This window comes from Iodobacter violaceini (genome assembly GCF_011601265.1).
In the GTDB taxonomy this organism is placed as follows: domain Bacteria; phylum Pseudomonadota; class Gammaproteobacteria; order Burkholderiales; family Chitinibacteraceae; genus Iodobacter; species Iodobacter violaceini.
Genome location: NZ_JAAOLX010000006.1, coordinates 45226 through 65675, shown reverse-complemented (window position 1 = coordinate 65675; position 20450 = coordinate 45226). Strand labels below are relative to the sequence as shown.

Annotated in this window: 18 protein-coding genes and 1 pseudogene; 15 read left to right on the top strand and 4 right to left on the bottom strand. The window is 50.1% G+C overall.

What is annotated here, in order from left to right; all coding sequences use genetic code 11:
- Positions 1–301: 301 nt before the first annotated feature.
- The 5 genes from HA050_RS12520 to HA050_RS12500 all read left to right on the top strand — a co-directional run bounded on the left by HA050_RS12520 (position 302) and on the right by HA050_RS12500 (position 6099).
- Entirely contained in the window at positions 302–1900 is a 1599-nt protein-coding gene (locus tag HA050_RS12520; protein WP_166826594.1) for an ABC transporter substrate-binding protein, read from the top strand.
- A gap of 156 nt (positions 1901–2056) precedes the next feature.
- Positions 2057–3067, top strand: coding sequence for an ABC transporter permease subunit (locus HA050_RS12515; protein ID WP_166826591.1), 1011 nt, complete (start codon positions 2057–2059; stop codon positions 3065–3067).
- 2 nt (positions 3068–3069) lie between these two features.
- Positions 3070–3981 carry an ABC transporter permease subunit gene (locus HA050_RS12510; protein ID WP_166826588.1) on the top strand — a complete coding sequence of 304 codons (912 nt, stop codon included), beginning with the start codon at positions 3070–3072 and terminating at the stop codon, positions 3979–3981.
- 163 nt (positions 3982–4144) lie between these two features.
- Complete coding sequence (locus HA050_RS12505) at positions 4145–5125, top strand: oligopeptide/dipeptide ABC transporter ATP-binding protein (RefSeq protein ID WP_166826584.1); 981 nt, start codon at positions 4145–4147, stop codon at positions 5123–5125.
- On the top strand, positions 5122–6099 hold the full coding sequence (locus HA050_RS12500; RefSeq protein ID WP_166826581.1) for a peptide ABC transporter ATP-binding protein: 978 nt from the start codon (positions 5122–5124) through the stop codon (positions 6097–6099). Before HA050_RS12505 ends, HA050_RS12500 begins: the two co-directional genes overlap by 4 nt.
- Positions 6100–6191: 92 nt before the next feature.
- On the opposite strand, the gene HA050_RS12495 is transcribed toward HA050_RS12500, so the two are convergent.
- Positions 6192–6947, bottom strand: coding sequence for a substrate-binding periplasmic protein (locus HA050_RS12495; protein WP_166826578.1), 756 nt, complete (start codon positions 6945–6947; stop codon positions 6192–6194).
- Positions 6948–7191: 244 nt separating this feature from the next.
- On the opposite strand from HA050_RS12495, the gene HA050_RS12490 reads away from it, so the two are divergent.
- The 5 genes from HA050_RS12490 (at position 7192) to HA050_RS12470 (ending at position 11333) form a co-directional block, all read left to right on the top strand.
- The gene (locus HA050_RS12490; protein ID WP_166826575.1) at positions 7192–8436 is read left to right on the top strand and encodes a DEAD/DEAH box helicase; all 1245 of its coding nucleotides are present in this window, start codon (positions 7192–7194) and stop codon (positions 8434–8436) included.
- Between the two features lie 191 nt (positions 8437–8627).
- Entirely contained in the window at positions 8628–9086 is a 459-nt protein-coding gene (locus HA050_RS12485; protein WP_166826572.1) for a tellurite resistance TerB family protein, read from the top strand.
- A gap of 228 nt (positions 9087–9314) precedes the next feature.
- A complete protein-coding gene (locus HA050_RS12480) occupies positions 9315–9932 on the top strand; it encodes an AIM24 family protein (protein WP_308418899.1) in 618 nt (205 codons plus the stop codon).
- A gap of 28 nt (positions 9933–9960) precedes the next feature.
- Positions 9961–10602, top strand: a complete 642-nt coding sequence (locus tag HA050_RS12475; RefSeq protein WP_166826566.1) for an AIM24 family protein — start codon at positions 9961–9963, stop codon at positions 10600–10602.
- Positions 10602–11333: an AIM24 family protein gene (locus HA050_RS12470; protein ID WP_166826563.1), complete on the top strand. Its 732-nt coding sequence runs from the start codon at positions 10602–10604 to the stop codon at positions 11331–11333. Before HA050_RS12475 ends, HA050_RS12470 begins: the two co-directional genes overlap by 1 nt.
- Before the next feature lie 53 nt (positions 11334–11386).
- Here HA050_RS12470 and HA050_RS12465 read toward each other — a convergent pair whose 3' ends face one another.
- Positions 11387–13402, bottom strand: coding sequence for a M13 family metallopeptidase (locus HA050_RS12465; protein ID WP_166826560.1), 2016 nt, complete (start codon positions 13400–13402; stop codon positions 11387–11389).
- 157 nt (positions 13403–13559) lie between these two features.
- Between HA050_RS12465 and HA050_RS12460 the strand changes: the two genes are divergently transcribed.
- Positions 13560–14471 (top strand): bifunctional helix-turn-helix transcriptional regulator/GNAT family N-acetyltransferase, encoded by a 912-nt coding sequence (locus tag HA050_RS12460; protein ID WP_166826557.1) that lies wholly within the window; start codon positions 13560–13562, stop codon positions 14469–14471.
- Positions 14472–14515: 44 nt separating this feature from the next.
- On the opposite strand, the pseudogene gnd reads toward HA050_RS12460, so the two are convergent.
- A pseudogene (gene gnd, locus HA050_RS12455) lies at positions 14516–15439 on the bottom strand (phosphogluconate dehydrogenase (NAD(+)-dependent, decarboxylating)); the annotation flags it as partial.
- A 424-nt stretch (positions 15440–15863) separates the two neighbouring features.
- Here gnd and ubiU point away from each other — a divergent pair.
- The 4 genes from ubiU (at position 15864) to HA050_RS12435 (ending at position 19451) form a co-directional block, all read left to right on the top strand.
- Positions 15864–16862, top strand: a complete 999-nt coding sequence (ubiU, locus tag HA050_RS12450; RefSeq protein ID WP_166826551.1) for a ubiquinone anaerobic biosynthesis protein UbiU — start codon at positions 15864–15866, stop codon at positions 16860–16862.
- A gap of 275 nt (positions 16863–17137) precedes the next feature.
- The gene (locus HA050_RS12445; RefSeq protein ID WP_166826549.1) at positions 17138–18013 is read left to right on the top strand and encodes a U32 family peptidase; all 876 of its coding nucleotides are present in this window, start codon (positions 17138–17140) and stop codon (positions 18011–18013) included.
- Positions 18010–18435 (top strand): ubiquinone anaerobic biosynthesis accessory factor UbiT, encoded by a 426-nt coding sequence (gene ubiT / locus HA050_RS12440; protein ID WP_166826546.1) that lies wholly within the window; start codon positions 18010–18012, stop codon positions 18433–18435. Before HA050_RS12445 ends, ubiT begins: the two co-directional genes overlap by 4 nt.
- A gap of 185 nt (positions 18436–18620) precedes the next feature.
- Positions 18621–19451 (top strand): undecaprenyl-diphosphate phosphatase, encoded by an 831-nt coding sequence (locus HA050_RS12435; protein WP_099398449.1) that lies wholly within the window; start codon positions 18621–18623, stop codon positions 19449–19451.
- Between the two features lie 85 nt (positions 19452–19536).
- Here the strand turns inward: HA050_RS12435 and cyoE are convergent, their stop codons facing one another.
- Positions 19537–20448: a heme o synthase gene (gene cyoE / locus HA050_RS12430; protein ID WP_166826544.1), complete on the bottom strand. Its 912-nt coding sequence runs from the start codon at positions 20446–20448 to the stop codon at positions 19537–19539.
- Between the last annotated feature and the right edge of the window lie 2 nt (positions 20449–20450).

Sequence of the window (20450 nt, the reverse complement as noted above, 5' to 3'; positions counted from 1 at the left end):
TTAAAAAATTAAGCATTTTATGCTAAATAATTATTTCTCCTGAGCTTATGGTGTATGTGAAACCGCTTGCTGAGGGCGAGGCTAGGGTTTAATTGCTTTGATGTATGATTTATATCGTTTTTTTGCTAAGGCATATGCTGTCATGGCGGCCGGAGTGGGCGCAAAAATAAAGAAGCAGATCAGCAAAGTGTTGGGGATATCTCTAGTAGGACTAGGCCCTAACGTGAGGTTTACTGATACACAGCACTTTTAAGGCTCTTATGAGTTTTCTCTATTAACTTAGTAAGGTGGGGAATCACTAATGCGATTAAAACAGCTCGGATATATTCTCGCTACGGCGTGTGCACTGAATGCTGGTACGGCGATGGCCGCAGGCAAAACTCTGATTTTCTGCTCTGAAGGCAGCCCTGCCGGTTTTGATCCGGTACGCTATACCGCTGGTACTGATTTCGATGCTTCTGCCGAAACTGTCTTTAATCGTTTGGTTCAATTCAAACAAGGCTCTACCCAGATTGAGCCTGGCCTTGCAGAAAAATGGGAAGTGTCAGCCGATGGCCTGACCTATACATTTAATCTGCGTAAAGGCGTTAAATTCCACACCACTCCATTCTTTAAGCCAACGCGTGATTTTAATGCCGATGATGTGGCATTCACTTTTCAGCGTATGACAGATAAAAACCTGCCATTTAATAAGGCTGCACCATCTGATTTCCCATATGTTGCCGATATGGGCCTTGATACCAATATCGTGGGTATCGAAAAAGTAGATGCTTATACCATCCGTTTAAAGCTTAAAACGGTTGATGCAGCGTTCCTGCAAAATATCGCCATGTCTTTTGCTTCGATCTATTCGGCTGAATACGCTGACAGCCTGCTAAAGAGCGGCAAGACTTCGCAATTGAATACCATGCCAATTGGTACTGGCCCGTTTATTTTCAAAAGCTATCAAAAAGACAGCAATATCCGCTTTGATGCCAATGAGCAATATTGGAAGAAAGGCGATGTAAAACTGAGCAAGCTGATTTTTGCAATTACGCCTGATGCTTCTGTGCGTTACCAGAAACTGCAAAAGGGTGAATGCCATGTGATGGTTTACCCACGCCCGGCTGATTTGAAAGCGATGAGTGCAAATGCCGAGCTGACTGTGCCATCGCAAGCTGGTTTCAATCTGGGCTACCTGGCTTACAACGTACAACATAAGCCACTAGATAAGCGGGATGTACGCCAGGCTCTGGATATGGCAATTAACAAAAAAGCCATTATCGAAGCGGTTTACCAGGGAGCCGGCCAGTCTGCCACTAACCCAATGCCACCTACTCAGTGGTCTTACAATAAAAAGCTGAAAGATCAAACATACGATCCGGTTAAAGCTAAGGCTCTGCTGAAAAAAGCCGGGATTGCCGAAGGTACGGAGATCACGCTTTGGGCGATGCCAGTACAACGCCCATACAACCCGAATGCAAAACTGATGGCTGAAATGATTCAGTCTGATTGGGAAAAAATCGGTATCAAGGGCAAGATCACCACTTACGAGTGGGGCGAGTACCTGAAGCGTGGTAAAGCAGGTGAGCACGACGCCATGCTGGTGGGCTGGACAGGCGACAATGGCGATCCTGATAACTGGCTGGGCGTGAATCTGGCTTGCGGCTCTGTTGAAGGGAATAACTACGCTAAGTGGTGCGATAAAGAGTTTGATGGCCTGGTTGTAAAAGCACGTTCATTAAATAATCAGGGCGAGCGCACCAAGCTGTACGAAAAAGCACAGGATATCTTTAAGCGTGAGCTGCCATGGACAACGATTGCTCATTCGACTGTGTATCAGCCGATGCGTAAAGAAGTTCTGGGCTACAAGATCAGCCCGTTTGGTCTGAACTCTTTTGTGGGTGTGAGCCTGAAGTAATTTTCCTGGTCTGAGAAGAGCGGCCGCTGCGATTCGGGCGGCCGTTTTTGCGTAAGCGTTTTGTAGTGAACTTATGAAAATTGCATTTGCAGGGTGTGTTTCTTGCTCTGTGCGGTGTTGATATGCAAACGGCAGTAGCCGTATGGGGAAATATCCATGTTTAGTTTTATTTTGCGCCGCTTAAGCGTCACGATTCCTACATTCTTAGGCATCACTGTTTTAGCGTTCGCCCTGATCCATATGATTCCGGGCGACCCGGTACTGGTGATGGTGGGTGAGCGCCGTTTAGACCCTGAATTTTATCGCCAGGCGCTCGTTCGTCTGGGGCTGGATCAGCCGCTTTATATGCAGTACTGGAATTATCTGCTGAAGGTTTTGCAAGGTGATTTGGGGCAGTCACTGGTCTCGCATGAGCCGGTGATTAAAGACTTCTGGGCCTTGTTTCCAGCCACATTAGAGCTTTCGATCTGTGCCATGTTGCTGGCTTCGGTATTTGGATTGATTATCGGCATGATTGCTGCAATCCGCCGTGGCAGCTGGATTGACCACACCGTGATGGGCGCAGCCCTTACCGGGTATTCCATGCCGGTTTTCTGGCTGGGTTTGCAGCTGATTATGCTGTTTTCAGTGCAGCTGGGCTGGACACCGGTTTCTGGCCGCATTGATCTGGAATTCGACATCACCCGTGTTACAGGGCTGATGCTGATTGATACGCTGATTTCTGGTGAAGCAGGCGCGTTTAAATCGGCCTTTATGCACCTGATTTTACCGACCATTGTGCTGGGCACCATCCCGATGGCGGTGATTGCACGGATGACGCGCTCATCCATGCTGGAAGTGCTGCGTGAAGAATATATCCGTACCGCCCGCGCCAAGGGCTTGTCTAAAACCCGCATCGTGCTGGTGCATGCACTGCGTAATGCTTTGATGACCGTGGTGACAGTGATTGGTTTGCAAGTGGGTACCATGCTGGCCGGTGCTGTGCTGACCGAGAGTATTTTTTCATGGCCAGGCATTGGTAAATGGCTGATTGATTCGATTTCACGGCGTGATTATCCGGTGGTGCAGGGCGGTATTTTATTGATCGCCACACTGATTATTATTGTGAACCTGCTGGTTGATGTGCTGTACGGCGTTATCAATCCACGTATTCGCCACGCGAGGTAAGTATGACAAACGCTACAACCCTGGCCGCTGCTGAGCCGCTTTACAGCTATCCATCCCCCCTTAAAGAATTCTGGCAAAGTTTTAGCGCCAACCGCGGGGCTCTGGCTTCATTTATTTTCTTTTTGCTGCTGGTGCTTGCTGCACTGTTTGCCCCGTGGCTGGCTCCGCATTCGCCAACCGAGCAGTTTCGCGAGTTTTTCCTGGCGCCTCCTTCCTGGCAAACTGGCGGATCGATGCAGTTTATTTTGGGCACCGATGAAGTCGGCCGGGATATCTTAAGCCGCCTCCTGCATGGCGCACGCTTAAGCCTGATGATTGGCCTGATCTCGGTACTGATGTCGCTGCTGCCAGGTATTGTGCTGGGTATGATCGCTGCTTTTTATCCCAACTTTATCGGCACTTCGATTATGCGGGCGATGGATGTGATGATGGCGCTGCCTTCATTGCTGCTGGCTGTAGCCATTGTTGCGGTGCTGGGGCCGGGCTTACTCAATACCATTCTGGCGATTGCCGTGGTGAGCCTGCCCTCTTATGTGCGCCTTGCACGGGCGTCCGCCATGGGTGAATTATCTAAAGACTATGTGATTGCCTCCAGATTATCCGGTGCAGGCCAGCTGCGTCTGATGTTTAACACCGTGCTGCCTAATTGCATGGCCCCCTTGATTGTACAAGCCACAATGGGTTTTTCTGCCGCCATTCTGGACGCTGCGGCACTGGGCTTTCTGGGCCTTGGCGCTCAGCCACCTTTGCCTGAATGGGGCACCATGCTGGCTTCCGCCCGCGACTATATCGAGCGCGCATGGTGGGTAGTGACCATGCCGGGGGTAACGATTCTGATCACCGTACTGGCACTCAACCTGATGGGCGACGGCCTGCGCGACGCGCTGGATCCAAAACTGAAAAAGCTGGCTTAAAAAAACCATAAACAGAGGACACGGAGAAGGACAAAACCGTGAACACGGAGAAAGCCTCCCTTGGTTTTCTCCGTGTTATCAGTGTCCTCTGTGGTTCAAGATTTGGGTTTGCCTGGGATTGCAGGCAGCTGGCTTATGTAATGATTCTAATAAAGAGAAAACGATGAGTTTATTAGATATAAAAAACCTCTCCGTAGCGTTTGGTTCGGTTGATAAGCCATTTCGGGCGGTAGAAAGCGTCGATTTTTCGATTAACCGTGGCGAGATCGTTGGGATTGTGGGCGAATCGGGCTCGGGTAAAAGCGTGACCATGCTGGCCCTGATGGGCCTGATCGACGCCCCTGGCCGCGTTACTGCAGATGAATTGTCTTTTGAAGGCAAAGACCTGCTGAATATGAAAGATGGCGAGAAGCGTAAGATTATCGGCAAAGATATCGCTATGATTTTCCAGGACGCACTCTCCAGCCTGAACCCGGCCTATACCGTGGGCTATCAGCTGATGGAAACGTTGCGCGAGCATGAAGGCCTGCGTGGTGCTGCGGCAAAAGCACGGGCGATTGCGCTGCTGGAAATGGTTGAGATTCCTGACGCCAAATCACGTCTGGATGCCTATCCGCATCAATTATCCGGCGGGATGAGCCAGCGGGTGATGATTGCCATGGCCATTGCCTGCAAGCCACGCTTACTGATCGCCGACGAGCCAACCACTGCGCTGGATGTTACCGTGCAGGCGCAGATTATGGAGCTGCTGGTCAGCCTGCAAAAACAGCATGATATGGCGCTGATCCTGATTACCCACGATCTGGCCGTGATAGCCGAAGTGGCGCAGCGTGTGGTGGTGATGTATGCAGGGCAAGTGGCTGAAACCAGCCCGGTACCTGATATTTTTGATATCCCGCGCCACCCATATACCCAGGCATTGCTGAGCTCGATTCCAGAGCACAGTAAGGGCGCGCATCGTCTGGCCACTTTACCTGGCGTGGTGCCTGGCCAGTACGACAGGCCGGTAGGATGTTTGCTTTCCCCACGCTGCCCCTATGTACAAGAATCCTGTAAAACAAATCGTCCGGCACTGATCACTACCGGCACAAGCTCGGTGCGTTGTATTACACCGCTTGATACGGCTGGGAGACCCCAATTATGAGCAACAAGCCAATTCTGGTCGCCAGCGAAATTACCCGCCACTATCATGTTTCATGCGGCTTTATGAAACCAAGCGCCACAGTGAAAGCCTTAAATGGCGTCAGCTTTAGCCTGGAGGCCAAAAAAACACTGGCGGTGGTGGGCGAATCGGGCTGTGGTAAATCGACTTTGGCGCGGCAGCTGACCTTGATTGAAGAGCTGACCAGCGGCCAGCTGCAGATTGCCGGTATCGATACGGTGGGCGCAAGCGCAGCAGATCTCAAAGCACTGCGCCCCAAGGTGCAAATGGTGTTTCAAAACCCCTATGCATCGCTCAATCCGCGCAAGCAGATCGGCACCATGCTGGCTGAGCCTCTGCTGCTGAATACGTCTTTAAGCGCAGCAGAGCGCGAAGAAAAAGTCCGCGCCATGATGGCGCGTGTTGGCCTGCGGCCTGAGCATTATCACCGCTATCCGCACATGTTTTCCGGCGGTCAGCGCCAGCGTATTGCCGTAGCGCGCGCCATGATGCTGAACCCAAGCGTGGTGGTGGCAGACGAGCCGACTTCGGCACTGGATGTATCGATCCAAGCGCAGATTCTGAATCTGTTTATGGATCTGCAGGACGAGCTGGGCATCGCTTACGTATTCATCAGCCACAATCTGTCCGTGGTAGAGCACGTAGCCGATGATGTAATGGTGATGTATTTTGGCCGTGCGGTAGAGCACGGCAGCAAAGACGTTCTCTTTGATCGCCCGCTGCACCCCTATACCCGCGCACTGATGTCGGCCACGCCAGCTATCCGTGCCGAAGATCGTGGTGCAAAAGTGAAGCTGCTGGGCGAGCTGCCATCCCCTCTCAACCCGCCAACAGGCTGCGCCTTCAACACCCGCTGCCCCTTTGCTACCGGCCAATGCCGCCAGGAAGTACCGCAACTACGGCCAGTAGAAGGGCGTTTGGTGGCCTGCCACCGTGTGGAAGAGATTCAGATTTAATAAAAAAGATGGCCTGACGCTTGGATATACGCCGCCTTAATGGCGGCGTATTGTTTTTGAAGTACCGAATCATAGATCCCCATGTCTTCAGCTCAGAAGCCATGAGCCTTCAGCATATTCTGGTATTCCGCTGTTTCCCTTACATTGCGGATTTCCTGCCAGATAGCCTGACAGCGTTCTGCTTGTTTCTGGCAGTAAGCTTTGTTGAAGGGGAGATACAGATTGATCACTTTGTAGGGAACGGGATCGACTTCGATGCGGCTAGCCAAGTCAGGCAAATTTTTCAGAGCGTATTGAGCTTGGCCTTGCACTGTGATGACACTATCAACAAGTCCCGTATCTAGTTTGCGCATCAGATCACCCACATCTTTTGAGCTGTCTTCCAATGCATAACCTGCATTATGTAGCTCCGCATAGATGCTAAAGCCGGCTTGGATACCGATCAAACTGCTAAGGTTTGAGCGGAGATTTTGCGTGTTGAGGCTTGAGCCCATGCGCCGGTAAATGCGGTACTCATCACGGGATAGGCGGTAGTTTGGGTCTGGCTCTCCAGTGGCGAGGCTAGGATACACCGCGTATTGTTGCCGTTCGGGAGTAAACGAAGCTGGAAACATGCCGTCGCTAGTGCCATTACGGACTTCATACTGGCAGCGCTTCCAGGGACGAGCGCGATATTCAATGGTGATTTTCAGCCGGCTGGCGACGGTTTGGATAACATAGCGATCTAAACCTTGGTTCTTACCGTATGTCCACGGATAAACATCAACATCCTGGTGGCATAGTTTTAGATCCGCTGCGGTGGCAGGCAGCAGCCAGCTTGTCAGAAGCATTGCCAGTAAATATTCCATTTTCACCCTGAAAGCTCCGGTCTTGTTCGTTCTTTAAGTTTTAGCTGAGGCTGGTGGCTACTGCTATGAATATCCAGCGTCATTCGGGCTGATGAGCAGCAAAGTGCCCTGCTTGAAAGCGGCATGTGCATGGCCGTTTGGCCAACATGCCCATCCAGCTATGCATCTTGTTCTATCCTCAGGGACAGCACCCTCCTTCTCGCTTATACTTCGCTCCCGTCAGAAATATTATCTAAGGCCCGCTATGTCCTTTTCCGCTCTGGGTCTGTCACCCGCCGTTTCACTTGCTGCCAGCAAAAAATCCTATCTTTCCCCGACGCCTGTACAGGCGGAGGTGATCCCTGCTGTGCTTTGGGGAGGGGATGTTCTGGCTCAGGCGCAGACGGGGTCGGGTAAAACGGCTGCCTATGTTTTGCCACTGCTGCATCTGATGACGAAGGGCAGCAGCAAGGCGCTGATTTTGGTGCCAACGCGTGAGCTGGCAGTGCAGGTTGGGGAAGAGATCAAGGGCTTGCTGGCGGCTTTGGGCAAGAACAATATGACGAAGCCCATCAGGCTGGCGACGGTATTTGGTGGCGTGGCGATTAACCCGCAGATGATGCAGCTGCGCGGTGGTGCTGATGTGCTGGTGGCAACACCTGGCCGTTTGCTGGATTTAATCGATAAGAACGCGGTCCGGCCGGAGTTTTTTAATACCTTGGTGCTGGACGAAGCCGATCGCTTGCTGGATATGGGCTTTGCTGCCGAAATTAACCGCATCCTGGCGCTGCTGCCGGCTAAGCGCCAAAGCCTGTTTTTCTCTGCGACATTTCCAGACGATGTGAACGCGCTGGCGACGGGCATCTTAAATAATCCAACGCGGGTGATGATTGCCGCTACCGAAACCACGCAGCCGGATATCCTGCAGCGGGCGATTTTTGTGGATGCCGGGCGCCGTACGGATGTGCTGGCGCATTTGATTCAAAGTAATGAAGACCAGCGGGTACTGGCGTTTGTGGCCAGCAAGCAGGCCAGCGAGCAGCTGGCCAATGCGCTGTACGCCAAAGGGATTAATGCTGCGCCTTTTCATGGTGAATTTAGCCAGGGTCGGCGTAATCAGGTGCTGGCCGAATTTAAATCGGGCCGCCTGCAAGTGGTGGTGGCGACCGATCTGGCTGGGCGTGGTATCGATATCGATGGCCTGCCGTTTGTGGTGAACTACGATTTACCACGCTCGCCGGTGGATTACACCCACCGCATTGGCCGCACCGGCCGTAATGGCGCGAGTGGCACGGCAATCAGCCTGATCAGTGCAGCTACTGAAGCGCATTTTCGTCTGATTGAAAATCGCCTGAATATCCGCCTGAACCGCGAAGTGCTGGCTGGTTTTGAAGCCAGGCTGACCAGCCTGCCTGCGGTAGTAAATACAGGTGGGGTAAAAGGCGTGCGCATGAGTAAAAAAGATAAATTACGCGCTGCGGCTGCGCGCGCAGAACAAGAAAATCAATAAATAGAATGCCAATGTATTTGTTGCACTGCAACTGTATTTAATTGATTAAAAATCCAGGATAAATATTTATCCCCCAATCATTTGTACCATTATTGGGGATAAATGAACTATTTCTTCTGCCGCAGACCTAAACATGAGTATCATCAATTTTAGATCCTCATCGTTTACTTAAACACAGCAGGAGACAGACCATGGCTTTATTAGATTCGATCAAAAAGATGGGTCAGGATGCAAGCACGATGCTGGCGAATGAAGTAACTAAATTTAAAAATAAAGATTTTTTAAATGCAGTTATTGCGGGCTGTGCTTTAGTTGCAAGTAGTGACGGTACGATTAGCGCAGATGAGAAACGAAAAATGCTTGGCTATATTAATAATTCAGATGAATTAAAAGCATTTGATCAGGCTGATGTGATCGATTCATTTAATAAAGTAGCGCTGAAATTTGATTTTGATTATGAAATTGGCAAGGCAGAAGCGCTTAAAACAATCGCTAAAATTAAAAGCAATACAGATGCAGGAAAATTAATGGTTCGTGTTTGCTGTGCTATTGGTATTGCCGATGGTGATTTTGATGCAAGCGAAAAGAAAATGGTGATTGCTATTTGCCATGAGCTGGGGCTGAACGAAGTGGAGTTCGGTTTAAATTAATGATGATTGTACTGAAACCTGCTAAGGCAGGTTTTTTTTTGCCTCAAATAATTAGAGAACACTGTAAGCCTGGTTATGCATGGGTGTTTATGTAAGAAACACAAAATATATTCTGTTTATCTGCCCGCATTATCCTTGCTAAATACACTGATTTTATCCAGTATTATGTCAGATAAATAGCCGCTGGTATCCATCTGCCAGTCATCATGCATCATGAGGAGAGGCGTTGTGAGTAGTTTCAGAATCAATTCGGATCGCCTGCTAGAGGTGGATTTGCAGAATGAAAAAGTACTGGCGATTGCCGGTGCAATGGTGGCTTACACCGGCTCGGTTAAGTTTGAAAAAGCCATTCTGGGCGGTGAAGGTTTGTTTGGTGCACTTAAGCGCAAGGTGAGCAACGAAGGCATGTCGCTGATGCAAACCAGTGGCACGGGCAAAGTGTTTTTTGCCCACAATGCGGCCGAAATTGCCGTGATTCCTTTGGCAAATGAAAAGCTCTTTATTGAAAGCAGCAGCCTGCTGGCTTACGACATGGGCCTTAAAACCAATACCACATTTGCTGGCCTGCGCGGGGCAGCATCGGGCCAGGGCTTATTTACCACCACGGTAGAAGGCAGCGGCAATATCGCAGTGATTTCGCGTGGCAATCTGATTACGCTGGAAGTAGGGCCCAATTACCCCTTGTTTGTAGATCCGGATGCCTTTATTGGTTACAAGGGCAATATCTCTCAAGAGTTTGTGTTTGATGTGAACTGGCGGACGATGGTGGGCGAGGCATCGGGTGAATCTTATCAATTTAAGTTTACCGGCCAGGGCGTGGTGTATATCCAGCCTGCTGAGCGTTAAAACTAGCCTGCCATTTAAGGATTAAGCCATGCCTTCTTACACGCAAATCAATGAAAAACTGATTGAAATCACCCTGAATAATGAAGAAGTTTTTGCCAAAAAAGGCTCAATGATTGCTTATCAGGGCAAGCTGAATTTCGCCCGCTCTTTTCTGGCCGGTGGCGGAGTGCAAGACCTGGCGATGCGCACGGTAACGAGTGAAAGCAATGCCGTGATGGTGGCAAAAGGATCGGGAAAAGTTTATTACGGGCACAATGGATTATTTGTCAGCATTATTCAGCTCAATAATGAGATGGTGTATGTAGAGAGCGAAATACTGCTCGCCTACGATGCACGGCTTACTGTGGGCACTATGTTTTTGGGTAATCAGGGCGGCGTGCAGAGCATGGTGCGTGGCGCGGTGAGCGGGCAGGGTTTGTTTACCACCACCTTGCAAGGCACGGGTGAAATGGCGATTTTATCGGATGGTAATGCGATTGCCCTGCCAGTGACAGCCGAGCAGCCGGTGTTTGTTGATCCTAATGCCTATATCGGCCACAAAGGAAATCTGACTTCTGCCATTGTGACCGATTTAAATTGGAAAACTTTTGTCGGACAGGCTTCGGGCGAATCCTATCAGGTGAAGTTTATGGGGCAGGGCACGGTTTATATTCAGGCGAGTGAAAGATAATGACTATTTATAATCCCGGTAATTTACCCAAAAACGATAATCTGAACCGCTTTGCCTTTGTGGTGGATGTGGCTGATGAGATATTTATCCGTAAGGGTAAAATGATTGCATTTTATGGACAGCTGCAATTTAATGCGCTGGGCTCAAGCCTGCTGGATATCCTGGTTAAGCAATCATTTAATTCCCCGCTTTATATTAATCATTTTGTTGTTGCCAAAGGACAGGGGCAATTGATTCTTGGAGATAATGGCAATGATATCGCTTGCTATGATCTTGAAGACGCCAATATGACCATTAAAGCCAGCCATTTGCTGGGCTTCAGCAAAAATATTATTTGCCAGGAATCCACCATGCCGGGTTTTCTGACCTTAATGGGCAATGGTAAATTAATTGCCTCAAGCAATGGCCCGGTACATTTTTTAGATTTGCCATGCCGCGTGGATGAGCAGGCCATTTTAGGCTGGGCAGATTGCCCCAGCCCTTCATATCGCTATGATTACGAGCATGTAACTAATGTGTTGTCGGCGGTAGGTGCCATGACAAGCATTACTTTATCAGGAGAAGAAAAGCAGATTGATTTCAGTGGGCAGGGCACGGTGCTGATTCAATCTTCAGAATTTGGCCTGAATGATCACTCTGTACTGGCACATATTATTGCGCAATTGCCATCTTTAAATAAAAGTGAATTAAACAGCCTGAATGGATTTGTAGCGCAAAACTTAAAAGCTTAGAGGATCTTCTCAGGATGGGCACATTTTATGCCCATCCTGAAATTAATCTTAATCTACCAAATATTTACCCGCTTATCTTCACTTCTTAATGCTGATTTATCGCATGAAAAAGCCGCTGCAAATGCTGGCATATTGGCAATTGGCGCAATCACCCGGTATTTTTCTGGCGCGTGCGGGTCGGTGAGTATTTGCAGGCGTAATTCTTCAGGCCGGGTATTACTTCTGAAGCTTTGTGCATTGGCAATAAAGAAGCGTTGCTCCTGGCTAAGGCCATCTATTTTCTCTGCCTGTGGCTTGCTGACCAAAGATTTCTTTAAGGCCTGAAAGGCAATTGTTAATCCGCCCAGATCGGCAATATTTTCACCCGCAGTGAGCTTGCCATTGATATGCAGCTTATCAAGCGGATTAAATTCATCAAATTGTTTTTCTATTCGTGTAACTCGCCGGGTAAAGTTCTTTCTGTCTTCCTTAGTCCACCAGCTTTTTAAGTTGCCATCACCATCAAACTGGCTGCCTTCATCGTCAAAAGCATGAATGAGTTCGTGGCCGATAGTGGCGCCGGTATTGCCATAATTACTGGCGCTGTCGGCATTAACGTGAAATAGCGGCGCTTGCAATATACCTGCAGGGAAAACCATTTCATTCATGCCTGGGTTGTAATAGGCATTCACTGTAGAAGGCGTCATTCCCCATTCATTTCTGTCAATTTCTTTGCCCAGTTTAGCCAGCTGCCGTTTAAATTCAAACTCATGGCCACGGCGGATATTAGCCGCATACGATTCTTTGGTAATTTGCAGGCTGCTGTAATCGCGCCAGATATCCGGGTAGCCAATTTTGACCACAACCTTATCCAGTTTTTTTAATGCCTGCTCTTTAGTTACTGCACTCATCCAATCTGAATTTTTAATTCGCTCTGCCATGGCCAGCTTAATGTTTGCCAACATTTCCAGCGCTTCGGTTTTGGCTGCGGGGCTAAAGTATTCTGCAACATAGAGCTCACCCAGTGCTTCGCCCAGATTTTGGTCCAGGCTTTTTAATACCCGCTTCCAGCGAGGCCTTAATTCTTTTGCGCCAGTCAGTGTCTGGCTGTAAAAAGCAAAATCGGCGTTTACAAAATCAGAAGAAAGATATTTGGCCTGCGCATGCGCCAAGTGCCAGCGCAAATAGGTTTTTAAATCATCTGATGGTACTGAGCCCATTGCCTGACTGATATGGCTAAAAAATTTTGGCTGTGAAACATTGATATCAGAGGGCTTGCTGACACCAATCGCTTCAAAATAAGCTTGCCATGCAAAGTGCGGGCTGATTTTTTGCAGGCCATTTAAATTAAGCAAATGGTAAGTGGCTTCAGGATTACGTTGCTCAACTTTTGTCATTGATGCACGGGCAAGGCCTGTTTCTAAACGAATCACACGAATGGCATTTTTTTCTGCAGCCTGCGGGCTATCGCCTAGCAGGCCAAATATTTGCACCAAATGTGCCTTATATTGCCGGCGTAGTTTTTGGTGCTTGCTGTCGGTTTTTAAATAGTAATCTCTATCGGGCAAACCTAAGCCGCCCTGAGATAAATCCATAATATAGCGCAGTGAATTTTTTGCATCCTGGCTTACATTAAAATCAAACAGCGGATTAATGCCTTCTTTATGCAGCTGTGCTAATACCTGAATAAGGTCTGCCTGCGTTTTAATTGCGCTGATCCGGGCTAATTGCTCTGCCAGTGGTTTAGCGCCTTCTGCCTCTAAACGCGCCTCATCCATCCCGCTTAAATAAAATGCGCCCACTTTTTGTACGGAAGGATTGGCACTGTTTGATTTAGCTGCAGTTTCAATAATATTTTTAAGCGCCGTGAGATTGCGCTCAAAAACTTCATCATAAGCCCCATAGCGGGCACGATCCGCAGGCACAGGATGATTCGCCAGCCAGTTGCCATTGGCATATTGATAAAAATTGCTGCAAGGATCGGCCGATCTGTCCATCGCACCGGCTTCTAAAACCAGATTATTGGCATGGCTGAATGCCGAGCCTGCAATAAATAGCGCAGCAATGGCGGTGCGAATTGGATTAGGCATTGGGCGGAGGTCTTATTGATTGAGAGATGAGTGATGAATTTACGTGGCTATGCTGTTTAAATATATTGGGGTAAGCGAGATGCAAAATATCAGCTGCTTGTGGTGTTTTTTGAAAGAATGAAATATAGTTGTAAATCGCAACTATATTTGAGCCACTATGAATGCCAGATCATTAAGAGCCGTATCACGGGATATTGTCCGCGAGCTGGGCGTGTTTTCCAAAAAATGCGGCAAGGTCGATCTCAGCCCGGTTGAGGCGCATATTCTGATCGAGCTGGAGCAGGCCATGCAGACCAATTTACAGTTGGCTGAGCGTTTGCGTATCGATAAATCCAATATCAGCCGCACACTGCAAAAATTAGCGGAAGAGGGGCTGATTCAATGGCAGGCTCATGCCAGCGATAAGCGCAGCAAGCAGGCTGTTTTGTCCCTGGCCGGGCGGGACGTTTTACGTGCTGTGCATGCTGAATACGATGAAGAAATTGAATGTGTTTTACAGCAGCTGGATTCGGCTGAGCAGCAGCGCCTGCAGGCGGGCTTAGATTTATACCGGCAGGCTTTAAACGCAGCCCGTTCGCAAAAGGCCTATCAAATTCGCCTGATGGCAGAAACGGATAATGCTGCAGTTGCTGCGGTGATCAGGCAGGTTTCTGCCGAACATGGCCTGAGTGAAGAGCGCGGCTATGGCGTGGCAGATCCGCATCTGGATCAGCTTTACTCTTGTTATCAAGAGGCTGGTGCGGCTTATTGGGTGATTCAAAAAGAGTCGGGTGCTTTATCAGGCGGGGCAGGAATTGCGCCGCTGGCAGGGGCAGATGCATCGGTGTGTGAATTGCAAAAGATGTATTTATTGGATGATTGCCGGGGCCTGGGGCTGGGGAAGCGTTTGCTGATCATGGCTTGTGATTTTGCGCGTAACGCGGGATACCGGCAGTGCTATTTAGAAACGACAGCCTGCCTTCCTGCTGCACTGGCGCTCTATAAAAAAATGGGCTTCAGGCAAATTGCAGAGCCCATGGGGGCAACGGGCCATCATTCTTGTGAAATTTTTATGCTGCTCGATCTATAAAAAAAACCCGTCTTAAAAAAGACGGGTTTTTTTGAGTAAGTCACTTACTTCTTGGCTACATGATGGCCGCCAAAGGCATTGCGCATCATGGAAAGCAATTTAGCGACGTAATCGCCTTTACCCTGAGTGGTGTAGCGCTGGAATAACGACGCTGCAATCACTGGTGCAGGAACGCCCAGCTCTACCGCTTCCAGCACGGTCCAGCGGCCTTCGCCAGAATCTGGAACAAATGGCTTGATATCATCGAGCTTGGTATCGTTTTTCAGTGTGTCGGCAGTTAAGTCGAGCAGCCATGAACGGATTACCGAGCCATGACGCCATGTTTCAGCCACTTCAGCCAGATCAAGATTCAGCTCTTTTTTGGCTTCCAAGAGGGCAAAGCCTTCGGCAAAAGCTTGCATCATGCCGTATTCAATACCGTTGTGAACCATCTTCACGTAGTGGCCGCTGCCTGCCGGGCCAGCGTGAATCCAGCCGCGATCCGATGCCGGAGCCAGGATTTTAACGAATGGCTCTGCCATCGCGAATGCGTCTTTTTCGCCGCCAATCATGATGGTGTAGCCGTTAGCTAAGCCCCATACGCCGCCAGATACGCCCGCATCCATAAACTTAAAGCCTTTGGCGTTCAGTTCTTTTGCATGGCGTTGTGAGTCTTTATACATGGCGTTTGCGCCATCAATAATTAAATCACCTGGTGCCAGGAGTGCAGTCAGCTCACCAAACATGGTTTCGCTGATTTCACCGGCTGGCAGCATCATCCATACCACGCGCGGGCTTGGTAATTCTGCAATCAGGCTGGCTACGGAGTCAAAACTGCGGATATTGGCGTGGTCTGCGGCAAGTTGGTTACGTGTTTCGGCGCTTACGTCAAAGCCAAATACGGTGGCTCCGCCAGCAGCCAAACGGCGTGCCATATTACTGCCCATTTTACCGAGGCCAATCATTGCAATTTGCATTTTGAGCATCCTTGTTTGTTGGTTTTCGTTGCCGGGATTGTGCCCCGGCGGGAATAGCGTGCAGCATGAACCTTAGTCCAGTGTCTGCCAATTGGGAATTATGGCACTATGCTTGGTGCGTAGTGCGAAGCAAATGCCTACAAAACGCAGTAAACGGTGTTTTTCATTGTTTTCTAAGAATTTTTTGCTTATTTCAGCAAAATTGATCTCGGTTAAGGCAAAATATATTGCAGTGCACTATGATTAAAAAGTCGTCGCAAAGCGTGTGGGCTTTGTGAAAAGACTCTCTGTGTGTGGGTGTTTGGGGCGTGCGTAGCTGCATTTTTGCAGACGCACGCTTTTTTCTGTGCGCTATTCTGGGCTTAGTTTGATTTAGCTTAAAAAGCATGTTGTCACCTGCCTGTAAGCTGCCTCTGTTTATACTTCGGGGGTGCTTATGGCCCTGCCCCAACTTGTTTGCCCGGCGGGCAGCCTGCCTGCCTTAAAAACCGCCGTTGACCAGGGCGCCGACGCGGTTTACCTCGGTTTTAAAAATGCCACCAATGCCAGAAATTTTGCTGGCCTCAATTTTAGTGATGCGCAGCTCAGCGAGGGCGTGCGCTACGCTCATGCTAAAAACCGTGAAATATTAATCGCGATTAATACCTACGCTCAGCCTGGGCGAATTGCCGACTGGCGTGCTTCGGTGGATAAGGCGGCCGATCTGGGCGCGGATGCAGTGATTCTGGCCGATCTTGGCCTGCTGGATTATGCCCATCGCACCCATCCCCATTTGCATCTGCATTTATCGGTGCAAGGCTCGGCGACTAATTTTGAAGCGATTAATTTAGCCCACGAATGTTTTGGCGTGCGCCGGGCCGTATTGCCGCGCGTGCTGACTCTGCCGCAGGTTGAGTATGTGATTAAAAATACTCAGGTAGAAATCGAGGTCTTCGGTTTTGGCAGCCTCTGTGTGATGGCGGAAGGGCGCTGCATTTTATCCAGCTATGTAACGGGCCAGTCGCCCAATACCCACGGCGTATGTTCTCCTGCACAGTTTGTACGCTGGGATAAACAGGGCGAGCGTATGGATGCGCGTTTAAATGGCGTACTGATCGATCGTTTTGAGGCAGGCGAGCCTGCTGGTTATCCCACGCTGTGCAAGGGCCGCTTTGAAGTCGATGGCGATACCTATTACGCCATGGAAGAGCCGACCAGCCTGAATACGCTATCCATTTTGCCCGAGCTGATGCGCATCGGCGTGGCTGCCATCAAGGTAGAAGGCCGCCAGCGTAGCCCTTCTTATGTGGCCGAGGTGACTAAAACTTTACGCATGGCGATCGATGCCTGTGCCGACCCGCGTTACTCAGTTAAACCTGCCTGGCAAGCCACGCTGGATAAAGTGTCCGAAGGGCATCAGCAAACGCTGGGGGCTTATAGCAGGCCGTGGCGATGAGGGCAGGTTTTGTCCATGGGGTTTTGAAACGTTTTTAAGTGCCTTCGGCACGGTATTTTGGTGCGGGAGTCCCCCGTGCGGGACTCGCTTGCAGGCTCACTCAAACATCCTCGCCGAAACCCCGCCCCGCTTGTTCCTCGCTCGGCGCGTTTTCAGGGGGGTAAAGCCCTATGCAGGTAGCGCAGCCATAGCTTAGTTTTTGCTTCATTTGAATTTTAAAATCAAGGCAGTTAGCGCATATGGGGTAAGCCCCGACGCTTTATACAGGAAGAACAATGAAACTCTCTCTTGGCCCCATTCTTTATTACTGGCCTAAGCAGCAGGTGCTGGATTTTTATGCCGGGGCGGCAAGCTGGCCGGTGGATGTGATTTATCTGGGCGAGGTGGTTTGCTCGCGCCGCCACGAGTTGCGTAGTGCGGATTGGCTGGAAGTGGCGGAGCAGCTGCGTGCTGCGGGTAAAGAGGTGGTGATTTCATCGCAGGCGTTGTTGGAATCCGCCAGCGATCTTTCCAGCTTAAAAAGGCTGGCCGAGGCAGGGGGCTGTATCGAGGCCAATGATTTAGGCGCGGTGAAAGTGGCGCGGGATTTGGGCATGCGCTTTGTGGCCGGGCCGCATCTTAATATTTATAACGGCGCGGCTTTGGATTGGTTTGCGGCTCAGGGCGCGATGCGCTGGGTACCTTCTTTAGAAAGCAGCAAGGCCGATATCGCCGCTATTCTGGCCGAGAAAACCAGCGCCATCGAAACCGAAGTCTTTGTGCACGGCCATTTACCACTGGCGTTTTCGGCCCGCTGCTTTACCGCGCGTTATTACGGCCTGAGCAAAGATGCCTGTGAGTTTCGCTGCCTGGACCATGCCGACGGGCAGTTAGTTGCTACCCGTGAAGGGCAGGGGTTTTTGCGCCTGAACGGTATTCAGACTCAGTCTTCCGCCTGCCAGTCGCTCTACAGCGAATTGCCACAAATGGCGCAGATGGGCATTGATTATCTGCGCATTAGTCCGCAATCCACCGGCACGGCAGAGCTGGTCGCTGCTTATGCTGAAAAATGTACTTATCCCGACGCTATCCACGACTTTTCAACAGCTTATCCACAGGGGCTTGTGAATGGTTATTGGCATGGTGAAGCGGGCATAAAGGAATGTGTATGAAGCACTTACGTCAGTTTGTTTTATTAAAACTTCCCGAAGCCCCAGTGGCTATCGCTCTGGCCAGCAGTTTAAATCTGGTTAAAAGCAAGCTTTGGCCGGAGGAAGACTTTGCATGGCTGGCGGGGCGCAATATTCGTTTAGAAGTGCTGGATATTGGCCGTGGCCTGACGCTTTCTTTTCAGAATGGCTGTTTTAAGCGGGGGACCGGTGCGGCGGATGTCACTTTCAGCGCCAGCCTTGCCGATTACCTGGTGCTGGCCCGCCGCCTGGAAGATCCGGACACGTTGTTTTTCCAGCGCCGTTTAAGCATTGAGGGCGATACCGAGCTTGGCCTCACGCTAAAAAACCTGATGGATGCGACTGATTTTGAGCCTCTGCTGGCATGGCTGCCCAGCCGGTTACGTGCTCATTTGCCGGTTTGATTTGGTGTTTTAAAAGGTCTGCAGACACCGGGCACACATAGAGCACGATTGGTTTTACATGCCCTGCAAAAAATAAGCCAACAGGCTCCAATGTAAATCCTTGCAATAAACATCAGATCTTAATCAGTGAATAAGATTGCGCAGATATAATGCGCTTCTCTTTTCAGGCTATTGGCAGATTATCAATGGATATCGTATTGCTGTTTAAGTCGCTCATTATGGGCATGGTTGAGGGTATTACAGAGTTTTTGCCAATTTCCAGCACGGGTCATTTGATTTTAACGGGTGATTTGCTCAATTTTATGAGCAAGGAAAAGCGCGACGTTTATGAAATTTTTATTCAGCTGGGCGCTATGCTGGCGGTTGTGTGGGAATACCGTGCCAAGCTGGTGAGCACCTTAACCGGCGCGGTTAAGCCAGGTGGCGAGCGTAATTTATTGCTGGCGGTTGTGATTGCGTTTATTCCTGCGGCTATTTTGGGCCTGCTGTTCAGCAAAGCAATTAAGGCGCATTTATTCCAGCCAGTGCCGGTGGCGATGGCGTTTATTGTGGGTGGTTTGATTATTCTTTGGGCGGAAAAACGCCAGGTTAATAAAACCCCGGTCATTGAAACGGTGGATGATTTAAGCCTGAAAGATGCCTTAAAAGTGGGGCTTTGCCAGTGTTTAGCCCTGATTCCCGGCACCAGCCGCTCTGGCGCTACCATTATTGGCGGCATGTTCCTCGGCATTTCCCGCAAGGCCGCAACCGAGTTCTCTTTCTTTTTAGGGATTCCAACGCTGGGTGCGGCTTCAATTTACAGCCTGCTTAAACACCGCCATGAGTTAGATATTGGCGACAGTGGTGTATTCGCTGTGGGCTTTATTGCCTCATTTATCTTTGCCTTTATTGCCATTCGTGCGCTGATTAAGTTTGTTTCTACTCATACCTTTGTTGGCTTTGCCTATTACCGGATTGCCTTTGGTCTGATCGTACTGGCAACGGCTTACAGTGGTCTGGTGAGCTGGACGGTTTAAGGTCAGACGTTTTTTGCAGGAGTGGCCTGGCTGAAGCCGCTCCTGCGGTATTGAGTTTAAGCGGGGCATTACCTGGGGCAGTGCCTTACGCCACCAACACCATCAGCCAATGATCCTGCAATAAAGCCGCAAATAAATACGCCAGATATTTAATCGAATATCTGAATAATTCCCGCGCAATTACATCACCTTTCGCTTCATCCTCTTCCTGCCACAATTTAAATGCCCGCGATAAAAAACCTGTATTCAGCACGGCCACGCTGATTCCATACAGCCAGCTGCTCATGCCTAATGCCACAGGCAGGGCGGTGACTGCGGCCAGGATGGCGGCGTAGAGCAGAATAGATAATCTGGTAAAGGCCAGCCCATGGGTGATGGGCAACATCGGCAGGCCTGCCTTTGCATATTCATCGCGGCGGTAGAGCGCCAGCGCCCAGAAATGCGGCGGCGTCCATGTGTAAATAATCAAAAATAAAATCATCGCTTCGGGCGGCACGCTGCCGGTGACGGCGGCCCAGCCCAATATCGGTGGCATGGCACCGGATGCCCCGCCAATCACGATATTTTGCGGTGTGGCGGCTTTCAGTAAGCGGGTGTAAATCACCGCATAGCCAAAGAATGTGGCCAGCGTCAGCCACATCGTCAGCATATTTACAAAAACAGCCAGCAGCCACAGCCCCACTGCGGTGGTGATCAGGGCATAGAGCAGGGCGTCACTGTGTTTTAGCGAGCCTTTGACCAGCGGGCGCTGCTGGGTACGGCGCATATTTCCATCGCGCTCTACTTCGATCAGGCAGTTAAAAGCAGCAGCGCCACTGGCTACCAGCCCAATTCCTGCTGTGGCAGCCAGCAGCAGGGTGATGGATGGCAGCTGTGGCGTGGCCAGCAGCATGCCCACCACGGCACAGAACACAATCAAGGCAATGACGCGTGGCTTGCCAAGTTTCAGCAGCTCAGCCAGCTGGGCATGGGAGCGGGTAAGGGCGAGAGTACGCATGG